Annotated in this window: 26 protein-coding genes; 12 read left to right on the top strand and 14 right to left on the bottom strand. The window is 70.6% G+C overall.

What is annotated here, in order from left to right; all coding sequences use genetic code 11:
* Window positions 1-24: 24 nt before the first annotated feature.
* The 3 genes from mctP to OG440_RS12005 all read right to left on the bottom strand — a co-directional run bounded on the left by mctP (window position 25) and on the right by OG440_RS12005 (window position 2,835).
* Entirely contained in the window at window positions 25-1,650 is a 1,626-nt protein-coding gene (gene mctP / locus OG440_RS12015; RefSeq protein WP_406006831.1) for a monocarboxylate uptake permease MctP, read from the bottom strand.
* On the bottom strand, window positions 1,647-1,925 hold the full coding sequence (locus OG440_RS12010) for a DUF3311 domain-containing protein (RefSeq protein ID WP_406006830.1): 279 nt from the start codon (window positions 1,923-1,925) through the stop codon (window positions 1,647-1,649). Before OG440_RS12010 ends, mctP begins: the two co-directional genes overlap by 4 nt.
* Before the next feature lie 145 nt (window positions 1,926-2,070).
* Window positions 2,071-2,835 (bottom strand): GntR family transcriptional regulator, encoded by a 765-nt coding sequence (locus tag OG440_RS12005; RefSeq protein ID WP_057603350.1) that lies wholly within the window; start codon window positions 2,833-2,835, stop codon window positions 2,071-2,073.
* A 371-nt stretch (window positions 2,836-3,206) separates the two neighbouring features.
* Between OG440_RS12005 and OG440_RS12000 the strand changes: the two genes are divergently transcribed.
* From OG440_RS12000 to OG440_RS11985, 4 genes are all read left to right on the top strand, one after another.
* Window positions 3,207-4,487 carry an extracellular solute-binding protein gene (locus OG440_RS12000; protein ID WP_406006829.1) on the top strand — a complete coding sequence of 427 codons (1,281 nt, stop codon included), beginning with the start codon at window positions 3,207-3,209 and terminating at the stop codon, window positions 4,485-4,487.
* Window positions 4,488-4,606: 119 nt separating this feature from the next.
* Window positions 4,607-5,605: a carbohydrate ABC transporter permease gene (locus OG440_RS11995; RefSeq protein WP_406006828.1), complete on the top strand. Its 999-nt coding sequence runs from the start codon at window positions 4,607-4,609 to the stop codon at window positions 5,603-5,605.
* Complete coding sequence (locus OG440_RS11990) at window positions 5,602-6,480, top strand: carbohydrate ABC transporter permease (protein WP_406006827.1); 879 nt, start codon at window positions 5,602-5,604, stop codon at window positions 6,478-6,480. The genes OG440_RS11995 and OG440_RS11990 overlap by 4 nt, the downstream gene beginning before the upstream one ends.
* Window positions 6,481-6,488: 8 nt before the next feature.
* Window positions 6,489-8,003 (top strand): glycoside hydrolase family 3 protein, encoded by a 1,515-nt coding sequence (locus OG440_RS11985; protein WP_406006826.1) that lies wholly within the window; start codon window positions 6,489-6,491, stop codon window positions 8,001-8,003.
* Window positions 8,004-8,097: 94 nt separating this feature from the next.
* Here OG440_RS11985 and nagB read toward each other — a convergent pair whose 3' ends face one another.
* Window positions 8,098-8,883, bottom strand: a complete 786-nt coding sequence (gene nagB, locus OG440_RS11980; RefSeq protein ID WP_406006825.1) for a glucosamine-6-phosphate deaminase — start codon at window positions 8,881-8,883, stop codon at window positions 8,098-8,100.
* 581 nt (window positions 8,884-9,464) lie between these two features.
* Between nagB and OG440_RS11975 the strand changes: the two genes are divergently transcribed.
* Entirely contained in the window at window positions 9,465-10,931 is a 1,467-nt protein-coding gene (locus OG440_RS11975; RefSeq protein WP_406011328.1) for a sensor histidine kinase, read from the top strand.
* 201 nt (window positions 10,932-11,132) lie between these two features.
* Here the strand turns inward: OG440_RS11975 and OG440_RS11970 are convergent, their stop codons facing one another.
* Both OG440_RS11970 and OG440_RS11965 read right to left on the bottom strand, forming a co-directional pair.
* Window positions 11,133-11,390 (bottom strand): WhiB family transcriptional regulator, encoded by a 258-nt coding sequence (locus OG440_RS11970; protein ID WP_016639615.1) that lies wholly within the window; start codon window positions 11,388-11,390, stop codon window positions 11,133-11,135.
* 320 nt (window positions 11,391-11,710) lie between these two features.
* Window positions 11,711-12,679, bottom strand: coding sequence for a diacylglycerol/lipid kinase family protein (locus tag OG440_RS11965; RefSeq protein ID WP_406006824.1), 969 nt, complete (start codon window positions 12,677-12,679; stop codon window positions 11,711-11,713).
* 148 nt (window positions 12,680-12,827) lie between these two features.
* Here OG440_RS11965 and OG440_RS11960 point away from each other — a divergent pair, with 148 nt between their 5' ends.
* Window positions 12,828-13,268 (top strand): hypothetical protein, encoded by a 441-nt coding sequence (locus tag OG440_RS11960; protein WP_406006823.1) that lies wholly within the window; start codon window positions 12,828-12,830, stop codon window positions 13,266-13,268.
* Between the two features lie 52 nt (window positions 13,269-13,320).
* Here the strand turns inward: OG440_RS11960 and OG440_RS11955 are convergent, their stop codons facing one another.
* The 3 genes from OG440_RS11955 to OG440_RS11945 form a co-directional block, all read right to left on the bottom strand.
* On the bottom strand, window positions 13,321-14,412 hold the full coding sequence (locus OG440_RS11955) for an RNA polymerase sigma factor SigF (protein WP_406006822.1): 1,092 nt from the start codon (window positions 14,410-14,412) through the stop codon (window positions 13,321-13,323).
* A 17-nt stretch (window positions 14,413-14,429) separates the two neighbouring features.
* A complete protein-coding gene (locus tag OG440_RS11950; RefSeq protein WP_020130755.1) occupies window positions 14,430-14,843 on the bottom strand; it encodes an anti-sigma regulatory factor in 414 nt (137 codons plus the stop codon).
* A gap of 310 nt (window positions 14,844-15,153) precedes the next feature.
* On the bottom strand, window positions 15,154-15,414 hold the full coding sequence (locus OG440_RS11945) for a UBP-type zinc finger domain-containing protein (RefSeq protein ID WP_307165341.1): 261 nt from the start codon (window positions 15,412-15,414) through the stop codon (window positions 15,154-15,156).
* A 60-nt stretch (window positions 15,415-15,474) separates the two neighbouring features.
* Between OG440_RS11945 and OG440_RS11940 the strand changes: the two genes are divergently transcribed.
* On the top strand, window positions 15,475-17,073 hold the full coding sequence (locus OG440_RS11940; protein ID WP_406006821.1) for a Na+/H+ antiporter: 1,599 nt from the start codon (window positions 15,475-15,477) through the stop codon (window positions 17,071-17,073).
* Between the two features lie 30 nt (window positions 17,074-17,103).
* Here the strand turns inward: OG440_RS11940 and OG440_RS11935 are convergent, their stop codons facing one another.
* Complete coding sequence (locus OG440_RS11935) at window positions 17,104-17,988, bottom strand: 1-aminocyclopropane-1-carboxylate deaminase/D-cysteine desulfhydrase (protein ID WP_406006820.1); 885 nt, start codon at window positions 17,986-17,988, stop codon at window positions 17,104-17,106.
* A gap of 174 nt (window positions 17,989-18,162) precedes the next feature.
* Here OG440_RS11935 and OG440_RS11930 point away from each other — a divergent pair, with 174 nt between their 5' ends.
* Window positions 18,163-19,569, top strand: a complete 1,407-nt coding sequence (locus OG440_RS11930) for a family 2B encapsulin nanocompartment shell protein (RefSeq protein ID WP_406006819.1) — start codon at window positions 18,163-18,165, stop codon at window positions 19,567-19,569.
* Entirely contained in the window at window positions 19,566-20,678 is a 1,113-nt protein-coding gene (locus tag OG440_RS11925) for a family 2 encapsulin nanocompartment cargo protein polyprenyl transferase (RefSeq protein WP_406006818.1), read from the top strand. Before OG440_RS11930 ends, OG440_RS11925 begins: the two co-directional genes overlap by 4 nt.
* 162 nt (window positions 20,679-20,840) lie before the next feature.
* On the opposite strand, the gene OG440_RS11920 is transcribed toward OG440_RS11925, so the two are convergent.
* Window positions 20,841-21,446: a TetR/AcrR family transcriptional regulator gene (locus tag OG440_RS11920; protein WP_406006817.1), complete on the bottom strand. Its 606-nt coding sequence runs from the start codon at window positions 21,444-21,446 to the stop codon at window positions 20,841-20,843.
* Window positions 21,447-21,568: 122 nt separating this feature from the next.
* Here OG440_RS11920 and OG440_RS11915 point away from each other — a divergent pair, with 122 nt between their 5' ends.
* The 3 genes from OG440_RS11915 to OG440_RS11905 are packed head-to-tail and all read left to right on the top strand — an operon-like array spanning window position 21,569 to window position 23,050.
* Window positions 21,569-22,153 carry a dihydrofolate reductase family protein gene (locus OG440_RS11915; protein ID WP_406006816.1) on the top strand — a complete coding sequence of 195 codons (585 nt, stop codon included), beginning with the start codon at window positions 21,569-21,571 and terminating at the stop codon, window positions 22,151-22,153.
* A 47-nt stretch (window positions 22,154-22,200) separates the two neighbouring features.
* On the top strand, window positions 22,201-22,452 hold the full coding sequence (locus OG440_RS11910; RefSeq protein ID WP_406006815.1) for a hypothetical protein: 252 nt from the start codon (window positions 22,201-22,203) through the stop codon (window positions 22,450-22,452).
* Between the two features lie 19 nt (window positions 22,453-22,471).
* Window positions 22,472-23,050, top strand: coding sequence for a histidine phosphatase family protein (locus OG440_RS11905; protein ID WP_406006814.1), 579 nt, complete (start codon window positions 22,472-22,474; stop codon window positions 23,048-23,050).
* A 51-nt stretch (window positions 23,051-23,101) separates the two neighbouring features.
* On the opposite strand, the gene OG440_RS11900 is transcribed toward OG440_RS11905, so the two are convergent.
* From OG440_RS11900 to OG440_RS11890, 3 genes are read right to left on the bottom strand one after another with little or no spacing between them, the layout of a single operon-like run.
* Window positions 23,102-23,881 (bottom strand): VOC family protein, encoded by a 780-nt coding sequence (locus OG440_RS11900; protein ID WP_406006813.1) that lies wholly within the window; start codon window positions 23,879-23,881, stop codon window positions 23,102-23,104.
* Window positions 23,878-24,291 carry a VOC family protein gene (locus OG440_RS11895; protein WP_406006812.1) on the bottom strand — a complete coding sequence of 138 codons (414 nt, stop codon included), beginning with the start codon at window positions 24,289-24,291 and terminating at the stop codon, window positions 23,878-23,880. The genes OG440_RS11900 and OG440_RS11895 overlap by 4 nt, the downstream gene beginning before the upstream one ends.
* Window positions 24,292-24,301: 10 nt before the next feature.
* On the bottom strand, window positions 24,302-24,703 hold the full coding sequence (locus tag OG440_RS11890; RefSeq protein ID WP_406006811.1) for a helix-turn-helix transcriptional regulator: 402 nt from the start codon (window positions 24,701-24,703) through the stop codon (window positions 24,302-24,304).
* Between the last annotated feature and the right edge of the window lie 79 nt (window positions 24,704-24,782).

The following is a 24,782-nucleotide window of genomic DNA, read 5'->3' as shown; positions in this document are numbered from 1 at the left end:
ACCCGTCCGGCCGCTCGTGCGCCGTCAGTGACCGGCGCCGGCCGTCGCCGGGGGCAGTTCCACCGCCACGCCGGGGTCGCCCGCGTCCGCCGTGTAGTCCTCCGGCTTCGTCTCGTCGATGCCGTCGGGAGCCTTGGCCGCCCTCAGGACGAAGGTCAGCACCACCGTGACGACGACGTTGATCACGAACGCGGTGAGACCGATGTAGCCGATCTCGCCGATGCCCGGGATCTCCTTCGACGAGCCGCCGAAGTGCTTCTGGGTGGGGGAGGCGACGCCGTACGCGGCGAAGGTGCCGTAGACCATGCCGACGGCCCAGCCGGCGAGCAGCGCCCAGCGGTGGAACCAGCGCGTGAACAGGCCGCCGACCAGGGCCGGGAACGTCTGGAGGATCCAGATGCCGCCCAGCAGCTGGAAGTTGATGGCGACCGTCTTGTCCATGGTGAGGACGAAGATCAGGGCGCCCACCTTCACCAGGAGCGAGACCAGCTTGGAGACCTTGGTCTCCTGCGCGGGTGTCGCGTCCGGCTTGATGAAGTCCTTGTAGATGTTGCGGGTGAAGAGGTTCGCGGCCGCGATCGACATGATGGCCGCGGGCACCAGGGCGCCGATGCCGATCGCCGCGAACGCCACTCCCGCGAACCAGGACGGGAACATGTCCTCGAACAGCTGCGGGATCGCCAGCTGCCCGTTGGTGACCTTGACCCCGGCCGCGATCGCCATGAAGCCGAGCAGCGCGAGCAGGCCCAGCATCAGGGAGTACAGCGGCAGGATCGTGGTGTTGCGGCGGATCACCTCACGGCTGCGCGAGGACAGCGTCGCCGTGATCGAGTGGGGGTACATGAACAGCGCCAGGGCCGAGCCCAGGGCCAGCGTGGCGTACGTCCACTGACCGGGATCCGCCGGTGCGAGCGCGCCGCGCGGCTTGCCCGTCGCCGGGTTGGTCTGGCTGAACGCCTCGCCCGCCTTGGCGAAGATGTCGTCGAACCCGCCCAGCTTGATCGGGATGTAGATGATCGCCACCGCGATGACGATGTAGATCAGCGTGTCCTTCACGAACGCGATCAGCGCGGGGGCCCGCAGGCCCGAGGAGTAGGTGTAGGCCGCCAGCACGCCGAACGCGATCAGCAGCGGCAGGTCCTTCACGAACCAGTTGGTGTTCTCGCCGCCGCCGACGCCCATCACGTCGAGCACGGCCTGGATGCCGACCAGTTGGAGCGCGATGTACGGCATCGTCGCCAGGATGCCGGTGACGGCGACCGCCAGCGACAGGCCCTTCGAGCCGAACCGTCCGCGCACGAAGTCCGAGGTCGTCACATAGCCGTGCTTGTGGGACACCGACCACAGGCGGGGCAGGAAGGTGAAGATCAGCGGGTAGACGAGGATCGTGTACGGCACCGCGAAGAAGCCGGCCGCGCCCGCCGCGTAGATCGCCGCGGGTACGGCGACGAAGGTGTACGCGGTGTACAGGTCACCGCCGAGCAGGAACCAGGTGACCCAGGTGCCGAACGACCGGCCGCCGAGGCCCCATTCGTCGAGACTGTCGTTCTCGGCCTTGCGCCAGCGCGCGGCCAGGAAGCCCATGACCGTGACGGCCAGGAAGAAGAAGATGAAGACGGCGAGCGCGACGCCGTTCACGCCGTCCTTCACTCCGACGCACCGCCCTTCGGGGAGGAAGCGGAAGAGCCGGTGGCGCGGCCGCGCTGGTCACGTTGCCACAGCTTGTACGCGGTGACGGTGAGCGCGGCGGAGAGGGGCACCCACAGCATCTGGTACCAGTAGAAGAAGGGGATCCCGATGAACGCCGGGTCCACCTTCGCGTACGACCCCACCCACAGCATCGCCACGAAGGGCGCGATCAGACAGAGGGCGATGGCGACGCGCACGGGCGTCACCACCGGTTCCCTCGTTTCCTCGTCGGACATCGGCGGCTCCGTCCCCTCACTCTGATCGCCTTGATCACAGATGTAATGCGCAGGCAATGTAAGTGACGGATAAGCCCAGCGGAAGACCCTCCACAGACCCTCTACGCCGAGAGCGCGCCACGCGGGGGCCCCGCTCGGTGACCCCCTACTCGGTGGGCCGCTTCAGCCGCGCGACGAACTTGTACCGGTCACCCCGGTACACCGACCGCACCCACTCCACCGGCCGGCCCTCCTGGTCCAGCGAGTGGCGGGAGAGCATCAGCATCGGCAGGCCCACGTCGGTGCCCAGCAGGCCCGCCTCGCGCGGGGTGGCCAGCGAGGTCTCGATGGTCTCCTCGGCCTCGGCGAGCCGGACGTCGTAGACCTCGGCGAGGGCGGTGTACAGCGAGGTGTACTTGACCAGCGACCTGCGCAGGGCCGGGAAGCGCTTCGCCGACAGATGGGTCGTCTCGATGGCCATCGGTTCGCCGTTGGCCATGCGCAGGCGCTCGATGCGCAGCACCCGTACGCCGGCCGTTATGTCGAGGAGGCCGGCGAGGCGGTCGTCGGCGGTGATGTAGCCGATGTCCAGGAGCTGCGAGGTCGGTTCCAGGCCCTGGGCGCGCATGTCCTCGGTGTACGACGTGAGTTGCAGCGCCTGGGACACCTTCGGCTTGGCGACGAAGGTGCCCTTGCCCTGGATGCGCTCCAGGCGGCCCTCGACGACGAGTTCCTGGAGGGCCTGGCGGACGGTCGTGCGCGAGGTGTCGAACTCGGCCGCCAGGGTGCGCTCCGGCGGGACCGGGGTGCCCGGAGACTGTGTCTCCGTGATGTCGAGCAGGTGTTTCTTCAGGCGGTAGTACTTGGGCACACGCGCGGTACGGACGGTCGCCCCACCCTCGTTCTCCGCACTGCTCACGTCGGTGCTCATGGCCTGCCTTCCCGGCTGCGGTGCCGAAATGGCCGACACGCCGTCGGCCGCGGCTCACATCGTGGCACGGACGCGGGGATGCTGCTCCACCGTTCCGTGATCCCTCTGTATACCGTCGCAACCTTTGCTGGTCTAGTCCACCAGGGCAAATGGTCTACCGGAGCGGCACCCTCCGGAGCCGAGGTTTTCGACGACTTCTTACTTAAAGGTTCCTGCATATGTAGGTCCCATAACGGCTGTTCGGAGGGGGTTCGGCCACCCTTGACAGGCTTATTGGTCTCAGCCAAGCTCTGCGCACTGGTCTACACCATTGGTCCAGAGCGAGTTCCCGGCCCGTGGGCGGGGGGTGTGGCATCCCTGAGGAGGATGGCGTGAAGCGCAAGCTGATAGCCGCGATCGGTATCGCGGGCATGATGGTCTCCATCGCGGCGTGCGGGGACGACAGTGGCAGCGGGGACTCGAAGGGCACCGATGCCAAGGAGCTGACCGTCTGGCTCACCGTCGACGCGCAGAACAACTGGCCGGAACTGGTCAAGGCGGCCGACGCGGCCGTGCAGAAGGCGCACCCCGGCGTCAAGATCAACCACGAGTACTACGGCTGGCCGGACAAGAACGCCAAGCTCGACGCGGTCCTGGCCACCGACAAGGCCCCCGACGTGGTCGAGATGGGCAACACCGAGATGCTCGGCTACATGGTCAAGGGTGCCTTCGCCCCCCTCGACACCGCCAAGTTCGACAACTCCTCCGCCTGGCTCGACGGCCTCAAGGCCTCGGTGACCTACGACGGCAAGACCTACGGCGTCCCGTACTACGCGGGCGGCCGGGTCGCCAACTGGCGCAAGGACCTCTTCGCCTCGGCGGGCGTCAAGACCACGCCGAAGACGTACGCCGAGCTGACCGCGGCCCTGGACAAGGTCCAGAAGAAGGAGGGCGACAAGTTCTCCGCCTGGTACCAGCCCAGCCGTGACTGGTACGCGGCCATGTCCTTCGTCTACGACGCCGGCGGCTCGATCGCCAAGGAGGACGGCGGCCAGTGGAAGGCCAACCTGTCCTCGCCCGAGTCGATCAAGGGCCTCGGCGAGTTCAAGAAGGTCCTCGACACGTACATGCACGGCGACAAGACCAAGGACGAGTCCGACCGCTACATCGTCTACGGCCAGGGCAAGTCCGGCATGATCTTCGCCCCCGCCTGGGAGGGCGCGACCGCCGCGGCGAAGGAGAACGACAAGACCGGCAAGCTCGCGAACAACGTCGAGAACTTCGTGATGCCCGGCCCGTCCGGCAAGAACCTCCCGGTCTTCCTGGGCGGTTCCGACCTCGCCGTCCCGGTGAAGTCGGACGCGCAGGCCCTCGCCGCCGAGTGGATCAACGCGTTCACCGGCCCGTCCGGCCAGAAGGGCCTGATCGCCAAGGGCAACCTGCCCAACAACAAGACCGACCTCGCGACCCTCAAGAGCGACCCGGCCACCGCGGTGCCGGCCACCGCCGCCGAGTCCAACTGGTTCGTCCCGATGGCTCCCGGCTGGGGCCAGGTCGAGAAGGCCCAGGTGCTCCAGACCATGCTCCAGAGCATCGGCACCGGCAAGAAGACGGTCGAGGCCGCCGCGAAGGACGCGGACGCCGCGATCGACAAGGTCATCAACACCAAGTGACCTGAGAGCAGGGCCCCGTCGACCCCGGAGAGCTTCATCGGGGCGGGGCCCTGCCTCCCGTACGACCCGTACGGGGCTTCGCCTTCGTACGACCCGAGGGACCGCTGAGGAGCGCGCGGATGAGTGCCGCAGACACGACCACTGCCAAAGTGCCGCCGACGCGGCAGTCGCCACCACCACCGCCCGCGGGCGATCACGGCGCGAAGAGACCACGCGGCGGCCGGAGTTCCGGCGGGGCCGCGACCCCCTGGCTGCTCCTCGCCCCCTGCCTGCTGGTCCTCGCCCTGGTGATGGGCTATCCGCTGGTCCGGCTGGTCACCCTCTCCTTCCAGAAGTTCGGGCAGTCCCAGCTGTGGGGCTTCCAGCCGGCCGAGTCGGTCGGTCTCGACAACTTCACGGGGGTGCTGGACGACGGCGAGTTCTGGCAGGTCGTCATCCGCACGATCGTCTTCGCGGCCGGCTGCGTGATCCTCACGATGGTCATCGGCATGCTGGTCGCGCTGCTCCTCCAGCGCGTCTCCGGCTGGGTGAAGACCCTCGTCAACATCGCGCTGGTGGCCAGCTGGGGCATGCCGGTCATCGTCGCCACCACCGTCTTCAAGTGGCTGTTCGACGCCGACTACGGCATCCTCAACGCGGTCCTGAGCAGGCTGCCGGGCGTCGAGCTGATCGGCCACAACTGGTTCGCCAGCGGACCGCAGGGGCTGGCGGTCATCATGCTCCTGGTCGTCTGGGGCGCCGTGCCCTTCGTGGTCATCACCCTCAGCGCCGGACTCACCCAGGTCCCGGCCGAACTGGAGGAGGCGGCCCGCCTCGACGGCGCGGGAGCCTGGGGTGTCTTCCGGTACGTCACCCTGCCCATCCTCAAGCCGATCATCGTGATGCTCACGACCCTGTCGGTCATCTGGGACATGGGCGTCTTCCCCCAGGTCTTCGTCATGCGCAACGGACACCCGGAAGCGGAGTTCCAGATCCTGACGACGTACTCCTACGACCGGGCCTTCGTCGTCAACGACTACGGACAGGGCTCGGCGATCGCCCTGATCACCGTGCTGCTGCTGCTCGGGGTGGTCGCCGTCTACATGCGCCAGATGCTGAAGATCGGAGAGGTCGAATGAGCGCCGTTGCCTCCGAGGTGAGCCGGGCGGAACACCGCGCGGGCGGCCGGTCCGGGCGCCGCAGGTCGAAGTCCGGCTGGAACCTTCTCGGCCTGCTCGTCTTCGCCGTGGCGGGCTTCCCCGTCTACTGGATGCTCAACACCGCGTTCAAGCCGGCGAAGGACGCGATCGACCCGGACCCGAGCCTGCTGCCCACTGCACTCACCCTCGACAACTTCCGCCGCGCGCTGCACATCGCCGACTTCTGGGGACCGGTGGGCCGCAGCCTGCTCGTCTCCCTGGCGGTCGTCGCGATCGGCGTCGTCGTCGGCATGCTGGCCGCCCTGGCCATCTCCCGGTTCGCCTTCCGCGGCCGCAAGATCGTGATCGTGGGCATCCTGGCCGTCCAGATGGTCCCGCTCGTCGCCATGATCATCCCGGTCTTCCTGCTGCTGAACGACCTGAACCAGTACGACAAGCTGACCGGCCTGATCATCACGTACCTGACCTTCATCCTTCCCTTCACGGTGTGGACGCTGCGCGGCTTCATCGTCAACATCCCGAAGGAACTGGAGGAGGCCGCGATGGTCGACGGCTGCTCCCGCACCGGGGCCTTCGTCCGGGTCGTCTTCCCCCTGCTGGCCCCGGGCATGGTCGCCACCTCGGTGTACGGCTTCATCCAGGCCTGGAACGAGTACCTCTACGCCCTGATGCTGCTCAGCCAGAAGAACCAGACAGCCACCGTGTGGCTCAGCAACTTCTCCACCAAGCACGGCACCGAGTACGCCCCGATGATGGCCGGCGCCACCATGATGGCCCTACCGATCGTCGCCCTGTTCCTCCTCGTCCAGCGCAAGATGGCCGCGGGGCTGACCGCGGGCGCCGTGAAGGGATAACGCCCCCGATGACGACAATCGCCAGCGGCACGGACACTCTCACCCGTGACGCCCTGACGGTCCTCCAACCAGGATTCCCCGGCACCACCGCCCCCGACTGGCTGCTGCGCCGCCTGGGCGAGGGTCTGGCGTCGGTGGGCCTGTTCGGCAGGAACATCGCCTCGCCCGATCAACTCGCCGCACTGACCGCGCAGTTGCGCACCGAGCGGGATGACGTCCTGGTCGCGATCGACGAGGAGGGCGGAGACGTCACGCGCCTGGAGGTGCGGACCGGCTCCAGCTTCCCCGGCAACCACGCGCTGGGCGCGGTGGACGACGTCTCGCTCACGCTGGAGGTCGCCGCGGAGCTCGGCCGCCGCCTCGCGCGGTGCGGCGTGAACCTCAACTGGGCGCCCTCCGCCGACGTGAACTCCAACCCCGCGAACCCGGTCATCGGGGTCCGCTCGTTCGGCCCCGACCCCGCCCTGGTCGCCCGGCACACCGCCGCCTACGTCACCGGCCTGCAATCGGCCGGCGTCGCGGCCTGCACCAAGCACTTCCCGGGGCACGGCGACACGGCCGTCGACTCCCACCACGCGCTCCCGCGCATCGACGCCGACCCGGCGGTCCTGACGGAACGCGAACTGACCCCGTTCCGTGCCGCCATCGCCGCCGGCACCCGCGCCGTGATGAGCGCGCACATCCTGGTCCCCGCCCTGGACCCGGCCCGGCCGGCGACGCTGTCCCCGCGCATCCTCACCACCCTGCTCCGCGAGGAACTCGGCTACGACGGCCTGATCGTCACCGACGGCATGGAGATGCAGGCCGTCGCCGCCACCTACGGCATCGAGCGCGGCAGCGTCCTCGCCGTCGCGGCCGGCGCCGACGCCATCTGCGTGGGCGGCGGCCTGGCGGACGACGAGACGGTACGACGCCTGCGCGACGCCCTGGTCACCGCTGTCCGCACAGGCGAACTCCCCGAGCAGCGCCTCGCGGACGCGGCGGAACGGGTACGGGCCCTGGCCCGCTGGACCGCTGCACGGAGCACCGCCGCGGTCGGGACCGGCACCGGCACGGGGACCGCCGGGCGGCCCGATGTCGGGCTGATCGCCGCCCGTCGGGCGCTGCGCCTCACCGGCGACGACGTCTTCAGCCCCCTCACCGACCCGCCCTACGTCGCCGCGCTCACCCCGGTCGCGAACATCGCCGTCGGCGACGAGACCCCGTGGGGCGTGGCCGCGGAGCTGGTCCGGCTGCTGCCGGGTACCGAGACCGGCAGCTTCGCGGGCGCGGAGGCGGGGCACGCGGCGCTGGCCGCGGCGGGGGAGCGGCGGATCGTCGCCGTGGTCCGCGACGAGCACCGGCACCCCTGGATGGGGGCGGCCCTCGACATCCTCCTCACGGCGCGCCCGGACACGGTCGTCGTCGAGATGGGCGTCCCCCAGGCCCCGCCCCGGGGCGCCCTGCACATCGCCACCCACGGCGCGGCCCGGGTGTGCGGCCGCGCGGCGGCGGAGGTCATCGCCGCCGGCACGACCGCCTGAGCGGCATCACGACGAAGGCGCCGGGCTCCTGGAGAGGAGCCCGGCGCCTTCGTCGTGACCGGTGGCGGCGCCCCTCAGGCGCCTGCGAACGCCCTCAGATGCCCTGCCACTCCGGCTTGTGGGCGAAGGTGTGCCGGAAGTACTCCGCGAGCTTCAGCTTGGAGGCCGCGGCCTCGTCGACGACGACCGTCGCGTGCGGGTGCAGCTGGAGCGCGGAGGCCGGGCACACCGCGGCGACCGGCCCTTCCACGGTGGCCGCGACGGCGTCCGCCTTGCCCTCCCCGGTGGCGAGCAGCACCAGGTGCCGCGCCTCCAGGATCGTGCCGATGCCCTGGGTGATGACGTGGTGCGGCACCTGCTCGATGTCCCCGTCGAAGAACCGCGCGTTGTCCACCCGGGTCTGCTCGGTCAACGTCTTGATCCGGGTCCGCGAGCGCAGCGAGGAGCACGGCTCGTTGAACCCGATGTGCCCGTCGGTGCCGATCCCGAGCAGCTGGAGGTCGACTCCACCGGCCGCGGCCAGCGCGCGGTCGTACGCCTCGCACGCGGCCTGCACGTCGGTGGCCGTGCCGTCCGGCCCGAGGAAGGCCTCCATGCCGATGCCGAGCGGCTCCAGCACCTCGCGCCGCAGCACCGAGCGGTAGGACTCGGGGTGCTCGGCGGGCAGGCCCACGTACTCGTCGAGCTGGGCGACCCGCGCCCGCGTGGTGTCCACCGATCCGGAGCGTGCCTTGGCCGTCAGCGCCTGGTAGACGGGCAGCGGGGTGGAGCCGGTGGCCACACCGAGCAGGGCGTCCGGCTTGCGCCGCAGGAGCTGCGCCATGGCCTCGGCGATGAGCTCGCCGCCCGACCGGGCGTCCGCAACGATCACAACTTCCACGCTGGCCTGCCGTTCTGAGAGGGGCACCGGGGGCCCGGAAGGGCTATGTGGTTTAGACCAATCTATGAGGTCAATCTAACAGAGTCGGCGGGGTCCGTCTTCGGGTGCGAGAGGGGGGACGGGGGAGGGGGACGCGGGCGGTTCCGGAGCCGATCACGGAAAATGCCCGGCGGAACTGGCCCCGCGCGGGAACCCGCACAGGCTAGGCTGCGTTGTGGATGTCAGAGCGTCCGCATACCCATGACAACGAACGACCTTCCACACATGGACACCCCTAGTGGTCTAGTCCACAATGGCAAGGTGGTGCGACACAGAACTTCCGTCTTCCCCGCACAGGAAGGCGGACCGAGGACCCGGAGCTCTCTGCCCTGACTGCCCCGGCTCCTCACCTTCGGCCGACGGGACCGCACACCCCGCGGCCGATATTGCTCCGGGCTGCGGTGCCGGGAGGGCTGAGGGTCCCTCTCAGGCGCCGCGGCCCGCGGGTGTTTCCGGGCCCGGGCGCCTTGTGGCCGACCGCGCGCCGCCGACGGGTTTAGGCCCCGCACAAACCCGCGGGTACGCTCACAGACGTGCCCTCCATGAACGAACTCGTACGCCAGCACACCGCACTCGACGACTCCGACCTCGAGTGGCTCCACCTGCTGGTCTCGGAGTGGCAGCTGCTCTCCGACCTCTCCTTCGCCGACCTGGTCCTGTGGGTCCCCACCCGCGACGGCACCCGCTATGTCTCCGTCGCCCAGATGCGGCCCAACACCGGACCGACCTCCTACCAGGACGACATGGTCGGCCACCTCGTGCCGCGCGGCCGCCGCCCGCTCCTCGACGCCGCCCTGGACGAGGGCCGGATCGTGCGCGAGGGCGACCCGGAGTGGCGCGAGGAGGTCCCCGTCCGGGTCGAGTCGATCCCCGTACGGCGTGAGGGCCGCGTCCTCGGAGTCATCGCCCGCAACACCAACCTGCTCACCGTGCGCACCCCCAGCCGCCTGGAGCTCACCTACCTCCAGAGCGCCTCCGACCTCGCACAGATGATCGCGGCCGGCTCGTTCCCGTTCCCCGACCAGCAGATGGACATGGACGCCGCCCCGCGCGCCGGCGACGGCCTGATCCGCGTCGACGTCGACGGGATCGTCCAGTACGCCTCCCCGAACGCGCTGTCCGCCTACCACCGGATGGGCCTCGCCTCCGACCTGGTCGGCCAGCACCTCGGCCTGACCACGGCCGAACTCGCCCCGACCCGCGGCCCGGTGGACGAGGCGCTCGCCAAGGTCGCCAGCGGCTGGGCGCCGCGCGAGTTCGAGATCGAGGCCAAGGACGGGGTCATCCAGTTCCGGGCTATTCCGCTCAAGCCCAAGGGCACCCGCGTCGGCGCGCTCGTGCTGCTCCGTGACGTCACCGAACTGCGCCGCCGCGAGCGTGAGTTGATCACCAAGGACGCGACCATCCGGGAGATCCACCACCGGGTGAAGAACAACCTCCAGACGGTGGCGGCCCTGTTGCGCCTCCAGGCCCGGCGGATCGAGTCCGAGCGCGGCCGGGAGGCGCTGGAGGAGGCGGTCCGCCGGGTCGGTTCCATCGCCATCGTGCACGAGACGCTGTCCCAGAACCTGGACGAGCGGGTGGAGTTCGACGAGATCGCCGACCGGGTGCTGGCGATGGTCGCCGAGATCTCGCCGGGCAAGGTCGCCGGCCGGCGCAGCGGACGCTTCGGCATCCTGGACGCCGAGGTCGCCACCCCGCTGTCCATGGTCCTCACCGAGATCCTCCAGAACGCCCTGGAGCACGGCTTCGCCGAGGGGGACACCGGCACGGTCGAGGTCGCCGCGGTCCGCGGCGGCACCACGAAGGAGTCCCGTCTCCTGGTCACCGTCCAGGACGACGGCGTCGGGCTGCCGGAGGGCTTCGACCCGCACACCTCGGGCAACCTCGGCCTGCAGATCGTACGGACGCTGGTGGAGGGTGAGTTGGGCGGCACCTTCGACATGGTCCGGGGTCCGGAGCGCGGCACGCAGGTGATCCTGGACATCCCGGTGCGCGCGCAGAAGTAGCGAGCACGTGACGGCGCGGGCACAGCAAGAAGCCCCGGACCGTTCAGGGGTCCGGGGCTCGAATGCTCGTTGCCAGCTCGTGCTGCGCATCGGGGGTACTGCGCGCTGCGGCTCGGGGGCGGGAGGTGCGTACTCGCTGTCGGCGGAGTGATGCCGACAGGCACACGCGCCGCCAAGCTCAGGCTTGCGGGGCGGGTGTTGTCAGGCGGAAGCCTGACGGGCCCGGTTGCGGGCGGCGCGGCGCTTCATCGCACGACGCTCGTCCTCGCTGAGACCACCCCAGACGCCGGAGTCCTGGCCGGACTCGAGCGCCCACTGCAGACACTGCTCCATAACCGGGCAGCGACGGCAGACGGCCTTGGCTTCCTCGATCTGCAGCAGCGCAGGACCGGTGTTGCCGATGGGGAAGAAGAGCTCGGGGTCTTCCTCGCGGCAAACGGCGTTGTGACGCCAGTCCATGGCTGCTACCTCTCCTTGGTATTACGTGCGGGTTGCTTGTGAATGTGAACGCTTTCACGAATCCCTCAACAAGTGAAGGGCCACCAGCCGGGTTACCCGGCCTTGGTCCTGTTGTTTGTAGAGGGGTTCCGGTGATCAGTGGATGCCGGTGTTGCGGGCTGTCCCGATCGCCAGATAGAGACTCGCAAACCTCGGCGGCGGATACAACCCCTTCTGGAAAGTTTTTTTTGATTCCTCGGTGTCGACTAGGTCACAGCCGTACTTCCATGGGGTGGACCCTGGCCTAAACGTTCGAGTGAAAGGACTTCAGCCCTTTCTGCTCACACAATCACACGCAGTGCACGGCGTACGCCTGTGAACGTCACGCTTGTTCGCAGCCCCAGGTGGTCACCGTCCATCTGAAGGGGCAGAGGGACCTTCGAATGCAAGGTGAACTGGTCCAGATCGTGCAGTGAGACGGCATGCTTGCCGTGCGGGCCCCGCTCGGGGGACGAAGTGAGCAACTGGGTGCCATATCGGGCAACCGAGGCCGTGGACAGACGGCTGAGACCCAGTACGTCGAGCCCTGTATCGAACGAGGCCTTAGGCGACGCGTACACCGGGCGATTGCCCAGATAGGTCCACGGAGCCGTGTTGCAGACTATGGACAACACCAAATCGGTCACCGGTTCGACGCCCGGCCGCTCCAGGGTGATGGACCCGTGCCGCCGCTGTGACTCACCCAACAACTGGCGCACGGCCTGACGGATGTAAAGAGCGTGGGTGGATCTCATGCCGCGTTCGCGCTGCTGCTCCACCCGCCCCACCACACCGGCGTCGAAACCCAGCCCGGCGTTGAAGGTGAACCAGCGCGAGGGCACCGCCTCGTCCACCGTGCCCGGCGTACCCGCGGCGAGGCCGAGCCCGACCGTGCGCTCACGGTTCTCGCGCAGGGCGTCCAGCAGCGCGCCGGTGGCTTCCACCGGATCATTGGGCAGTCCCAGGGCGCGGGCGAAGACATTGGTGGAACCGCCGGGGACCACCGCGAGGCCGGGGAGGTTCTCCGGATCGGGGCCGGCGTGCAGGAGGCCGTTGACCACCTCGTTGACCGTGCCGTCGCCGCCGAGGGCCACCACCAGATCGACGTTTCCGCTGTCCGCCGCCTGCCGGCCCAGATCACGGGCGTGCCCGCGGTACTCGGTGGTGACCGCTTCGAGCTTCATCTCGCTCGCGAGCGCGTGGATGAGGACGTCGCGCGTCCGTGCACTGGTAGTGGTTGCCGCCGGATTGACCACGAGAAGTGCACGCATGAGTTGCAGCGTACCTACTGGGTGGTACCGGGCACAGGCCGAGGTGGGGATCGGGTAAGAGAACGCGGGGTGAGCCTCGACACGAGCCCCGCGCCCGTGCGCGCGGGTGTCCCGGGGCCCGGTCGGGGGTGCGGGCTACCCTTCTGGTGTGAGCAGTGACGAGACCCCCGCCGCCCCCGAAACCGCAGCCGCCCGCCCGCGCCGGCTGACCTACGCCGCCGCGCTCGTCGCCCTGGAGGGGCTGGCGCTGGTCGTCGGAGGGGTGTGGATGCTCGCCCTGGGGATCGGCGGCGACCCGGACGACCGTCGGCAGGCCGTCACCGGCGGAGTCACGCTGATCGTGCTCGCGCTTCTGCCCCTGCTCGCCGCCCGGGGGCTGCTGGGCCTGCGCGGCTGGAGCCGGGGACCCGCCGTCATCACCCAGATCATGGCGCTGCCCGTGGCCTACAACCTCTTGCAGGCCGACAGCATGGCGATCCCGGCGGGTATCGCGCTCGCGGCCGTCGCCGTGGCGTCGCTCGTCCTGCTCGTCAACGGCGAGACGACCCGGGCCCTCGGGATCCGGGGGCCGGGCCGCGCGTCGGAGTAGCCGCCGTTCCCGCGGCCGCTCCGCCTTGGCGCTGGGTACCGCTGTTCCCCGACTATTCCTCGACGAGCAGTTTCTCCCGGAGCTGGGCCAGCGTGCGGGCCAGCAGGCGCGAGACGTGCATCTGCGAGATGCCGACCTCCTGCGCGATCTGCGACTGGGTCATGTTGCCGAAGAACCGAAGCAGCAGGATCCGCTTCTCGCGCGGCGGGAGGTCTTCGAGCAGCGGCTTGAGGGACTCCCGGTACTCGACGCCCTCCAGCGCCTCGTCCTCCGCGCCGAGGGTGTCCGCGACCGCCGGCGACTCGTCGTCGGTGTCGGGCACGTCCAGGGAGAGGGTGGAGTACGCGTTCGCGGACTCCAGGCCCTCCAGGACCTCCTCCTCCGAGATCGCCAGCTTCTCGGCGAGCTCGTGGACCGTGGGGGAGCGGCCGTGCTGCTGCGACAGCTCCGCCGTCGCCGTGGTCAGCGCCAGGCGCAGCTCCTGGAGCCGGCGCGGCACCCGCACCGCCCAGCCCTTGTCACGGAAGTGCCGCTTGATCTCGCCGACGACCGTCGGCGTCGCGTACGTGGAGAACTCCACGCCGCGCTCCGGGTCGAAGCGGTCGACCGACTTGATCAGACCGATGGTCGCGACCTGGGTGAGGTCGTCCAGCGGCTCGCCGCGGTTGCGGAAGCGCCGCGCGAGATGCTCGACGAGCGGCAGATGCATGCGGACGAGCATGTTGCGCATCTCCGCGTACTCGGCGCTGCTGCTCTCGAGCTTGCGCAGCTCGACGAACATCGCCCGTGCTCCGCTGCGGTCCCCCGGGGCGGGGGTGGCCGGTGGTTCGTGCTGCGTGCCCGGCACGCTCTGTTCGCCGTCTCGCTGGTGCTCGCTCATTGTCCCGCCCGTCGCCCTCTGTCGAGCCCTCGCCTCTGCTCGGCCCGGGGGCGAGCCCCCGGTCCGCCTCTCCCGAGGCGAGCCCTGCACGGCACCTTCCGGCGGACCCGCCTGCGCGGAGACCGAGTCGTCCTCCGGATGCGGCCGGGCCTGCTCGGGAATGCCGTCGATGCCGTCCGCCATGCGTCGGGAACCGTCCGGAGAGGCTGGAATCTCGGCGTTCTCGGCCGGCAGCTCCCGTGCGCCGCGCTCTTCGTCCCGCACCGGCCCGTCCCCGTTCCTCACGCCGGCCCGGGTCCCGCGCCGCGTTGTTTGTAGAGACTGATCGTCACGGTCTTGTCCTCGTCGACTGCGGAGGACACCTTGCCCGCGAGGGCGGACAGGACGGTCCAGGCGAAGGTGTCCCGTGAGGGGGCGTGCCCGTCCGTGGTCGGCGCGGAGACGGTGACTTCCAGCGAGTCGTCGACGAGTCGGAACACGCAACTGAGGACGGAGCCGGGCACGGCCTGCTGAAGCAGGATCGCGCAGGCCTCGTCCACTGCGATGCGCAGGTCCTCGATCTCGTCCAGGGTGAAGTCCAAACGGGCCGCGAGGCCGGCCGTGGCCGTCCGCAGCACCGACAGGTAGGCACCCGCAGCCGGCAGCCGGACTTCCACGAAGTCCTGGGTCGCGGGCTCGCCTGCGATCTGGGACACCCTCACCTCCAAGGTGGTACAAGCTTTTCGGGGCCGAGGGTCGCCCCCCGGGGTAACGCGTGTGTGGTGCAGCGGTGACGCTATCGCGCTCTCAAGTTTCTGTCCCCGGGACCCCAACCCCCCTGGCGTCACTCACAGTAAAGCTGTGAACACGCTCCGTGTCTAGAGTTCGGTCGGCCCAAATGGGAACAGGGCGCGCCGGGTTGACGTACCCAGGCGTCAGATGGTCGAACCGTACCCGCCGGACGGCCGGGGCGTCATGGTCTCCTCGTACGGGGCTCCTCATACAAGGTTCCTCATACAGGGTTCCTCAGACGAGGACGTGGTCGACGAAGCACCAGCGCCAGTCCTCGCCGGGTTCGAAGGTCCGCATCACCGGATGACCCGACTCCTTGTGGTGCTCCGTGGCGTGCCGGCTCGGCGAGGAGTCGCAGCAGCCGACGTGGCCGCAGGTCAGGCACAGCCTGAGCTGCACCGGGTGGGTGCCGTCCCGCAGGCACTCCGGACACGTCTCACCGAGCGGGACGGGTTCCGGGTGGGGGAGCGCGTCGGCGTGCGTGCACTGTTTCATGATTGCCAGATTACGACGGGCGCGCGGACGACCGCGCGCAAAAACGAGGGCGGGCTGGACATGGACGTGATGCCACTGCTGTTGCTGGTGGCCGGCAGCGCGGCGTTCGCTGCGGCGGCGCGGCGCACCCCGGTGCCCGCGCCGCTGCTGCTGGTGGCGGTCGGCCTGGTCGTGTCCTACCTGCCGGGGGTGCCCGACTACACCCTGGACCCGGACGTCGTACTGCCGCTGCTGCTGCCTCCGCTGCTGTACACGTCGGCCACCGACAGCTCCTATCTCGACCTGCGCGCCCAGCTGCGGCCGGTGGCCCTGCTGTCGGTCGGGTACGTGCTCTTCGCGACCTTCGCCGTCGGCTGGGCCGCCTATCTGATCGTCCCCGGGCTGCCGCTGACGGCGGCGCTGGTGCTGGGCGCCGTGGTGGCGCCGCCCGACGCGGTCGCGGCCACGGCGGTGGCCCGCAGGGTCGGCCTGCCGTCACGGATCACCACGATCCTCCAGGGCGAGTCCCTGCTGAACGACGCCACCGCGATCACCGCCTACAAGGTGGCCCTCGCGGTCGTGGTCGGCGAGGGCGCGTCCTGGGCCGGCGGTATCGAGGAGTTCCTGGTCGCGGCGGTCGGCGGGACCGCCGTCGGCCTCATCCTGATGGCTCCGCTGCACTGGCTGCGCACCCACCTCAAGGAGCCCCTGCTCCAGAACACGCTCTCCCTGCTGATCCCGTTCGTCGCCTACGCGGCGGCCGAGCAGTTCCACGCCTCCGGTGTCATCGCGGTGGTCGTCGTCGCGCTCTACCTGGGCCACCGCGCGTGGGAGGTCGATTTCGCGACCCGCCTCCAGGAGGAGGCCGTGTGGAAGATGGTCGCCTTCGTCCTGGAGTCGGCGGTCTTCGCGCTCATCGGCCTCCAGCTCCCCGTCGTCCTGAAGGGCCTCGGTGCCTACGAGGGCCTGGACGCCGCCTGGTACGCCGTCGCGCTGTTCCTCGTGGTCGTGGCGGCGCGCTTCCTGTGGGTGTACCCGGCGACCTTCCTGCCCCGGCTGCTGTCGGCCCGCATCCGCGCGCGGGAGGCGAACCCGACCTGGCGGGGGCCGATCGTCATCGCCTGGGCCGGCATGCGGGGCGTGGTCTCGCTCGCCATCGCCTTCTCCATCCCGCTGACCGTGGACCACGGCGATGCGCCGTTCCCGCACCGCAACCTGATCCTCTTCCTCACCTTCACGACGGTCATCGGCACCCTGGTGGTGCAGGGGCTGAGCCTGCCGCCGCTGATCCGCCTGCTGAAGTTCCCCGAGGCCGACCCGCAGGCCGCGACCCTCGCCGAGGCCAACGCCCAGGCGCAGGCCTCCCGGGTCGCCGAGGAGCGCCTGGACGCGCTGCTGGCCGACGAGCGCAACGCGCTGCCGCCGCCGCTCGCCGACCGGCTGCGCAGCGTCCTGGAGCGGCGCCGCAACGCCGTCTGGGAGCGCCTCGGGCAGGTCAACCCGGTCACCGGCGAGACCGTCGACGACACCTACCGGCGCCTCTCGCGGGAGATGATCAGCGCCGAGCGCGAGATGTTCGTCCGGCTGCGGGACGGCCGCTACATCGACGACGAGATGCTGCGCACGCTGCTGCGCCGCCTGGACCTGGAGGAGGCGGCGGCGTTCCGGGAGACGGCGTAGGGCTGTCGCACGCGTACGCGTGCCCGGACCTCATGTGAAGGGGCGGCCCGTGATCACGGCCGTCACGGTCGTCCCGCGCGCGAAGGCACCCTCCTCGGCCAGGACGACAAGGCCGTAGAGCGACTTGGCGACATAGAGACGCTCCACGGGTAGGCCGTGGCGTCGCTCGAAGTCCGCCGCGAAGGTCTCGAGTTCGGGGGTGACCCGCGCGTATCCGCCGAAGTGGAAGCGGTCGTCGAGTCGCCACTCGCCCCGCCGGCCACCGAAGGCCTCCTCCTGGAGCGCCTGTATCCCGTCGCCCAGGAAGCCTCCCTTGAGGACCGGTATGCCGAGAGCTCGCTGACCGGGGGCGAGGCCGGCGGCCAGGCCCGCGAGGGTGCCTCCGGTGCCGCAGGCGAGGGCGGCGACGTCGGTACGGCCGCGCAGCTCCTCGCCGAGCGCCCGGCAGCCGCGGACCGCCGCCGCGTTGCTGCCGCCCTCGGGCACGACATACGCGTCCCGCGCGCCGACCGCGTCCAGAAGCTCCCCGAGGCCGTCCGGATCGGTCTTGCGGCGGTAGGCCGAGCGGTCCACGAAGTGCAGGCGCATGCCGTCGGACGCGCACCGGGCCAGGGACGGGTTCAGCGGCCGGCCGGCCAGTTCGTCGCCGCGCACCACGCCCACCGTGGGCAGCCCGAGGAGCCGGCCGGCGGCGGCCGTGGCCCGCAGATGGTTGGAGTAGGCGCCACCGAACGTGACGAGCGTCCGTCCCGCCGCCCGCTCCAGATTGGGCGCGAGCTTGCGCCACTTGTTGCCGATCAGCTCGGGGTGGATCAGGTCGTCCCGCTTCAGCAGCAACCGGACGCCGTGGCGCCCGAACCGCTCGTCGGACACTTCCTGGAGCGGGGACGGCAGACGGGGGCGCAGGTCGGTCACCCGCTCATTGTCGAACACCGTTCGGTGAAACGTACCTGTTCCCTGCCCGCCGTTGATCCATTCCCGCTCTTTCGGGTAATAGCACGAGCACACACCGTGATGGAAGGCTTGCCGCGTGAACGAAGTGCACCGGCGCAGTTCGGCGTCCGTGCATGAATCGGGAGGGCATTTCTCATGTCGGTAGGCGAAGAGGTCCGCGCGGATTCGGGCAAGCCGCAGCAGAGTCTCGGCACCGCGGCCGCGCGGAACCTGGCCACCACGACCAAGTCCGCACCGCAGATGCAGGAGATCAGCTCCCGCTGGCTGCTGCGGAATCTGCCCTGGGTGGATGTGCAGGGCGGTACGTACCGGGTCAACAGGCGTCTGACGTACGCGGTGGGCGACGGCCGCATCACGTTCGTGAAGACCGGTGACCGCGTCGAGGTCATCCCGGCAGAGCTGGGCGAACTGCCCGCGCTGCGCTCCTACGAGGACGAGGAGGTGCTCGGGGAACTCGCCCAGCGCTGCCGGCAGCGGGAGTTCGGACCCGGTGAGGTCATCGCCTCCTTCGGCAGCCAGAGCGACGAGGTCTACCTGCTGGCGCACGGCCGCGTCGAGAAGGTCGGCACCGGCCCCTACGGCGACGATCAGGTGCTCGGCGTCCTCGCGGACGGCGCGTACTTCGGCGACCAGGCGCTGCTCGACGCGGACGCCATCTGGGAGTACACGGCCCGCGCGGACACGGCCTGCACGGTGCTGGTCCTGGCCCGGCAGGACGTCGAGCAGGTCGCCGAGCGGGCCGAGTCGCTGAACGAGCACCTCCAGCAGCTGCGCGCGATCCCCGAGCAGCGCACCAACAAGTTCGGCGAGAAGGAGGTCGACCTCGCCGCCGGTCACGCCGGTGAACCGGACATCCCGCACACGTTCGTGGACTACGACGCCCGGCCGCGCGAGTACGAACTGAGCATCGCCCAGACCGTCCTGCGCATCCACTCGCGCGTGGCCGATCTCTACAACCAGCCGATGAACCAGACCGAGCAGCAGTTGCGGCTGACGGTCGAGGCGCTCAAGGAGCGTCAGGAGCACGAACTCGTCAACAACCGCGAGTTCGGGCTGCTGCACAACTGCGAGTACGACCAGCGGCTCCAGCCGCACGACGGCGTGCCCAGCCCCGACGACCTGGACGAACTGCTGAGCAGGCGGCGCGGCACCAAGATGCTGCTCGCCCACCCGCGCGCGATCTCCGCGATCGGCCGTGAGCTCAACAAGCGCGGGCTCGTCCCCGAGACGATCGACGTCGGCGGCAACCGGATCCCCACCTGGCGCGGGGTGCCGATCTACCCGTGCAACAAGATCCCGGTCACCGAGGCCCGCACCAGCTCCATCATCGCGCTGCGTCTGGGCCAGGAGGACCAGGGCGTCATCGGCCTGCGCCAGTCCGGCATCCCGGACGAGATCGAGCCGAGCCTGTCCGTGCGGTTCATGGGCATCAACGAACAGGCCATCATCAAGTACCTGGTCACGGCCTACTACTCGGCCGCGGTCCTCGTGCCGGACGCGCTGGGCGTCCTGGAGAACGTCGAGATCGGCCGCTGGCGGTGACCTCCGCCACCAGGCGGTACCGGGGTGAGGCGCGCGAAAGGCGGTGGCTCGTCGGCAGTCAGGGCGACAGCGGTCCGGGACCGGCCGACGGGCACGACGCGGCGGTGATCCTGGAGCGCTCCCGGGCGGCGGTCGACCCGGAACTGCGCGAGGCCATCGACTCGTTGCCCGGCTCGATGCGCAGGGTCGCGCTGTACCACTTCGGCTGGGAGCACGCGGACGGCACCCCGACGGCGGGCAACCCGGGCAAGGCGATCCGCCCCGCCCTGGTGCTCGCCGCGGCCACCGCGCTCGGTGGTCCGGCGGCTCACGCGGCGGCGCTGCGGGCGGCAGCGGCGGTCGAACTGGTCCACAACTTCACGTTGTTGCACGACGACGTGATGGACCGGGACACCACCCGCCGGCACCGCCCCACCGCCTGGACCGTGTTCGGTGACGCCGACGCGATCCTCGCCGGGGACGCCCTGCAGGCCCTCGCCCTGGGGCTGCTGGCCTCGGATCCGCATCCCGCGTCCTCGGCGGCCGCCCGCCGGGTCGCGGCCTGTGTGGTCGAACTCTGCGCCGGCCAGCAGGCGGACACGGCCATGGAGAAACGCGGTCCCGCCGAGATCACCCTCGACGAGGTGCTCGTCATGGCCGAGGCCAAGACGGGAGCACTGCTCGGCTGCGCCTGTGCCGTGGGCGCGCTGTACGCGGGGGCCGCCGAGGAGGACGTGGACGCGCTGGACGCGTTCGGCCGGGAGGCCGGGCTCGCCTTCCAGCTCATCGACGACGTCATCGGCCTGTGGGGGGACCCGCGGCACACCGGCAAGCCGGCCGGCGCGGATCTCGCCGCCCGCAAGAAGTCCCTGCCGGTGGTCGCCGCGCTGACCTCCGGCACCCCGGCGGCCGGTGAACTGGCCGAGCTGTACGCGGCGCCCTACGACCCGGCCGACCTGGACCGCACGACGCTGGCCGTCGAACGGGCCGGCGGCCGCGAGTGGGCGCAGGAGCAGGCGGCCGACCGGATGGCCCGCGCGATGCACGAACTGGCCCGGGCGATCCCGGACCCGGAGTCGGCGGGCGGCCTTTTGTCCCTGGCGGAGTTCGTGACCCGGCGCAGCAGCTAGGACCCGGCCGGTCCGGCGACGAGAACGCCTTTCGGGGAGGTCCGGGTTTCCGGCCCCACGGCGGCGGGTCCCGCACACCATGAAGGGGTGCGGGACCCGCCGCCGTGGGGCATCCGGGGTCTACGCGGGGCCCACGATGGTCCACGCGGGGTCTACGGGGGTCTACGCGGGCTGCTCGCCGTCGTTCGGTACGACCGTCGCCACGATCCGTTCCACCAGCCCCTCCGGCACCCCCACCCCCGGCAGGGCGCCGTCCAGGACGCCGGGCAGGGTCAGGTGCTCCAGGATCAGCCCGAGCATCGCGAGGTACAGGACGACGACGGTCTCGTCCCCGCCGGGCAGGCCGGCCTCGCGGTGGAAGTGCATGCCGTGATCGAGGTCGCCACGCACCGACGCGGTGAACGAGGCACGCAGCTCGGGACGCCGGGTGGCCTCGAGGCGCATCTCCAGCAGGGCGAGGTAGCCGCTGCGGTCACCGGTCGCGCGGGACATCAGGTCGTGCATGAACGCCGTGACCAGGGAGCGGTCACGCGGTCGCGCCAGCAGCGCGTCGAGCACCTCGGGATCGGGCGCCAGCCGGACGTGCAGCCGGGCGTCGATCTGCCGCAGCAGGTCGTCGCGTCCGGTGAAGTAGTTCGAGGCGGTGCCCACCGGCACCGCCGCCGCCGCGTCCACCGCGCGGAACGTGAGCCCCCGGGCGCCCTCACGCGCGAGCACCTCCACCCCGGCGTCCACCAGGGCGGCCCGCCGCTCCGGATTTCCGGCCATGCGGAACCTTCTCTCTCACTTGGCGCCGTTTCCCGAAACATCGGGAAACCCCCTTGCAACCACTACAACCGAAGTACTACAACTGGAGTGGTTCGGGGGACAGCCTACGGAAAGAGCCCTACTTGCGAAAGCTCACGTACTTCATCGCCTGCTCCGTCGACGGCTTCATCGGAGACCTGAACGGCGACGCCACGGCGATGCTCTCCTACGTCGACGAGGAGTTCCTCGGCTTCCTCGCCGCGGACCACCCGGAGACCCTGCCGACCCACGGCCGCCGCGCGCTCGGCCTGGACGACCTGGAGAACAAGAGGTTCGACACGATCATCCAGGGCAGGGCCAGCTACGACCTGGCCCTGAAGGAGGGCATCCCCAGCCCGTACGCGCACCTGCGGCAGTACGTCGCCTCCCGCACCCTCGGCGAGTCGCCCTCCCCGGACGTCGAGATCATCGCGGACGGTCTGGTCGACAAGGTGCGCGAGCTGAAGGCGGAGGACGGCGGCCTCGACATCTACCTGTGCGGCGGTTCCCGCGTCGCGGGTGAGCTGTTCGACGAGATCGACGAGCTCGTGATCAAGACCTATCCGCTCGTCTACGGCGCCGGCATGCCGATGTTCGGCGCCGGATTCGACGTCGCCCGCTTCACCTTCGGCGGGGTGCGCTCCTTCGGCAACGGTGCGGTCGTACGCACGTACGCCAGGGAACGCTGACGTACGGCGGGGGGCGCTCTCGTCCGGGCCGACCTACTCTGTAGGGCATGGACCGGGAACAACGCGTCTGCCCCGCCTGCGGGCAGCCTGTGCAGTCCGTCGTGCGGCGACACAAGACGCTGGGGGCGTGGGTCCCGCGCTGGGTGCCGGGCCCCTGCCACAACCCGCGGTGCGAGGCCTTCGTGGAACCGGGCGGCCGACATGAGGTCGCCGACTCCGGACACGCGGCCGCCGAGACCGGACACGCGGTCGCCGAGACCGAAGAGGAACCCGAAGCCCCCGCCGCCCCGACCTCCTGACCTCACCGAGCGGAGAACGATGACCAGCCGAGTGACCCTGATCTCACCGGCGGTCACCTCGGCTCTGCGTGAGGCGCGGTTCGACGACGGCACCGGTGAGCTGGACGCCGCCGGGATACGCCGGGCCCGGTCGGCCGCGGCGCTGCTGCCCGCCGCGGACCGGTCGGCGGTCTCGCCCTCGACGCGGTGCCGGCAGACCGCCGAGGCGCTGGGCCTGACCGCGTCCCGGGTGCCCGCGCTCGCCGCGCTCGACGTGGGCCGCTGGCGCGGCCTGACCCTCACCGAGGTGACGGCCGCCGAGCCGGAGGCGGTGGCGTCCTGGCTGGCGGATCCGGCACATGCCCCGCACGGCGGGGAGACGGTGCGGGGGCTGTGCGACCGGGCCGGGGCATGGCTGGAGGACGTGGCCCGCACTCCGGGGCGGGTGACCGCCGTGGTGGAACCCGATGTCGTGCGGGCCCTGCTCGTCCGTGCGCTGGGCCTGCCGGAACCGGCCTTCTGGCGCCTCGACGTGCGCCCGCTGACCGCGGTGGACCTGAGCGGCCGGGCGGGGCGGTGGAACCTGCGGGTGGGCGCGCCGCTCGCCGAGGGTTCGTAAGGAGCCGTAGAGGGCCGTAGGCGCCGCCGGTCGGCGGCGGGGTCCCGGCGGTCAGCGGCCCGTCGTGACTCTCGTCGTCCGGGCTCCCGCTCGTGGCAGCCCACCCGTCTCCGCGTCGCGTCCGGTCAGGCAGTACAAGCCGCCCGTCGGGTCGCGCATCACCGTCCAGTGGGGATGCCGGGCGACGAGGACCGCGCCGAGCTCCTCGTGCCGGGCGCGTACGGCGTCGATGTCCGGGCCGCAGGCCAGGTCGAGATGGGCGCGGGCGGCGCCTTCCGTGTCGAGCCGCTGGAGCAGGATGCGGACCGGCAGGCCCGGCGGCGGCTCGACCACGTAGAACTCGGGCCGCGAGCCCGGCCGGGCCGACCAGTCGGGCAACAGGCCGTTCCAGAAGGCGATCTCGGTCTCGTACGCCGACGGCGGGAGGTCCATGCACAACTGATCCAGTCGGCTGCCGGCCACCACCGGCGGCCGCACCGACTCCCCGTGCCACGGCACCGCGCAGAACAGGTGCCCGGCCGGGGAACGCAGTACCGCCCAGCCGTCGTGCGCGGCGGCCGTCTCCGCGCCGAGCTCCAGCGCCGCCGCGACGAAACCGGGCACATCCCGCACGGCGAGGTCGAGATGCGCGCCGCCGTCGCCGTCCCCGACCGCCTGGACCTTCGCGCAGGCGTCGGCGTCCTTCGGCAGCAGGGTGACGAACTCCCCGCCCTCACCCCTGGGTTCGGACAGGGACGTCCGTGTGACGGCGGTCCAGAAGTCGCACGCCCGCGCGAAGCTCCGGGCGGGCCGGTCGACGTAGACGTGGGTCCAGCGGACGGGGTCGCTCACTTGGGCCGCTCCATGAAGCGCAGCATGTTCCCCGCCGGGTCCCGGAACGCGCAGTCGCGCACGCCGTAGGGCTGGTCCGTCGGCTCCTGGAGCACCTCGACGCCGGCCTCCCGCACCCGCGCGTGCAGCGCGTCGCAGTCGGCGGTGGTGAAGATGACCCCGCGCAGCACACCCTTGGCGAGCAGCCGGGCCATCGCCTCCCGGTCGGCGGGGGAGAAGTCCGGGTTCGCGCCCGGCGGCTCCAGCACCACGCTCACGTCCGGTTGGAGCGGTGACCCGACGGTCACCCACCGCATCCCCTCGAAGGAGACGTCGTTGCGGACTTCGAGACCGAGTACCTCGACATAGAAGTGCAGGGCCTTGTCGTGGTCGTCGACGGCGACGAAACACTGGTGAAGTTTGAGGTCCATGGCGTCCAGCCTAGGCATGCCGGCCGCGTCGGGGGCGGGTGAACGTCCGGGCCACGCACGGCGCGATCACCGCGCTCGCCTCGTGCGACCGTGCCCGGTACGCGCTCGGGGTCTCGCCGACCAGTTCGGTGAAGCGGGCGCTGAACGAGCCGAGCGAGGTGCAGCCGACCGCCATGCAGACCTCCGTCACGGTCAGGTCGCCGCGGCGCAGGAGGGTCTTGGCGCGCTCGACCCGCCGAGTCATGAGGTAGCCGTACGGCGTCTCGCCGTAGGCCTCGCGGAAGCTGCGCTGGAAGTGGCCCGGGGACATCAGCGCGGTGCTCGCGAGCGCGGCGACGTCGAGCGGCTCCGCGTACTCGCGGTCCATCCGGTCGCGTGCCTGCCGCAGCCGTTTCAGGTCCTCGAGAGTCACCGGGCCAGCATCGCACGAAGGGCGGCGTCCGGGAGGGGGAGGAACGAAGACCGCGGGGGAAAGCAGACCGCACCCGGAC

The sequence above is a fragment of the Streptomyces sp. NBC_00637 genome (assembly GCF_045161545.1).
Lineage (GTDB): Bacteria > Actinomycetota > Actinomycetes > Streptomycetales > Streptomycetaceae > Streptomyces.
This window is presented reverse-complemented; position numbering and strand designations above follow the sequence as displayed.

Excerpts from the sequence above, each read along its gene's own strand:
- OG440_RS11920 (WP_406006817.1), bottom strand. The coding sequence starts at position 21,446 with ATGGCCGGAAATCCGGAGCGGCGGGCCGCCCTGGTGGACGCCGGGGTG.
- OG440_RS11995 (WP_406006828.1), top strand. The coding sequence starts at position 4,607 with ATGAGTGCCGCAGACACGACCACTGCCAAAGTGCCGCCGACGCGGCAG.
- OG440_RS12005 (WP_057603350.1), bottom strand. The coding sequence starts at position 2,835 with ATGAGCACCGACGTGAGCAGTGCGGAGAACGAGGGTGGGGCGACCGTC.
- OG440_RS11905 (WP_406006814.1), top strand. The coding sequence starts at position 22,472 with ATGACCAGCCGAGTGACCCTGATCTCACCGGCGGTCACCTCGGCTCTG.
- OG440_RS11940 (WP_406006821.1), top strand. The coding sequence starts at position 15,475 with ATGGACGTGATGCCACTGCTGTTGCTGGTGGCCGGCAGCGCGGCGTTC.
- OG440_RS11975 (WP_406011328.1), top strand. The coding sequence starts at position 9,465 with ATGAACGAACTCGTACGCCAGCACACCGCACTCGACGACTCCGACCTC.
- OG440_RS11930 (WP_406006819.1), top strand. The coding sequence starts at position 18,163 with ATGTCGGTAGGCGAAGAGGTCCGCGCGGATTCGGGCAAGCCGCAGCAG.
- OG440_RS11985 (WP_406006826.1), top strand. The coding sequence starts at position 6,489 with ATGACGACAATCGCCAGCGGCACGGACACTCTCACCCGTGACGCCCTG.
- OG440_RS11895 (WP_406006812.1), bottom strand. The coding sequence starts at position 24,291 with ATGGACCTCAAACTTCACCAGTGTTTCGTCGCCGTCGACGACCACGAC.
- OG440_RS11970 (WP_016639615.1), bottom strand. The coding sequence starts at position 11,390 with ATGGACTGGCGTCACAACGCCGTTTGCCGCGAGGAAGACCCCGAGCTC.
- OG440_RS11910 (WP_406006815.1), top strand. The coding sequence starts at position 22,201 with ATGGACCGGGAACAACGCGTCTGCCCCGCCTGCGGGCAGCCTGTGCAG.
- OG440_RS11965 (WP_406006824.1), bottom strand. The coding sequence starts at position 12,679 with ATGCGTGCACTTCTCGTGGTCAATCCGGCGGCAACCACTACCAGTGCA.
- OG440_RS12010 (WP_406006830.1), bottom strand. The coding sequence starts at position 1,925 with ATGTCCGACGAGGAAACGAGGGAACCGGTGGTGACGCCCGTGCGCGTC.
- OG440_RS11990 (WP_406006827.1), top strand. The coding sequence starts at position 5,602 with ATGAGCGCCGTTGCCTCCGAGGTGAGCCGGGCGGAACACCGCGCGGGC.
- OG440_RS11945 (WP_307165341.1), bottom strand. The coding sequence starts at position 15,414 with ATGAAACAGTGCACGCACGCCGACGCGCTCCCCCACCCGGAACCCGTC.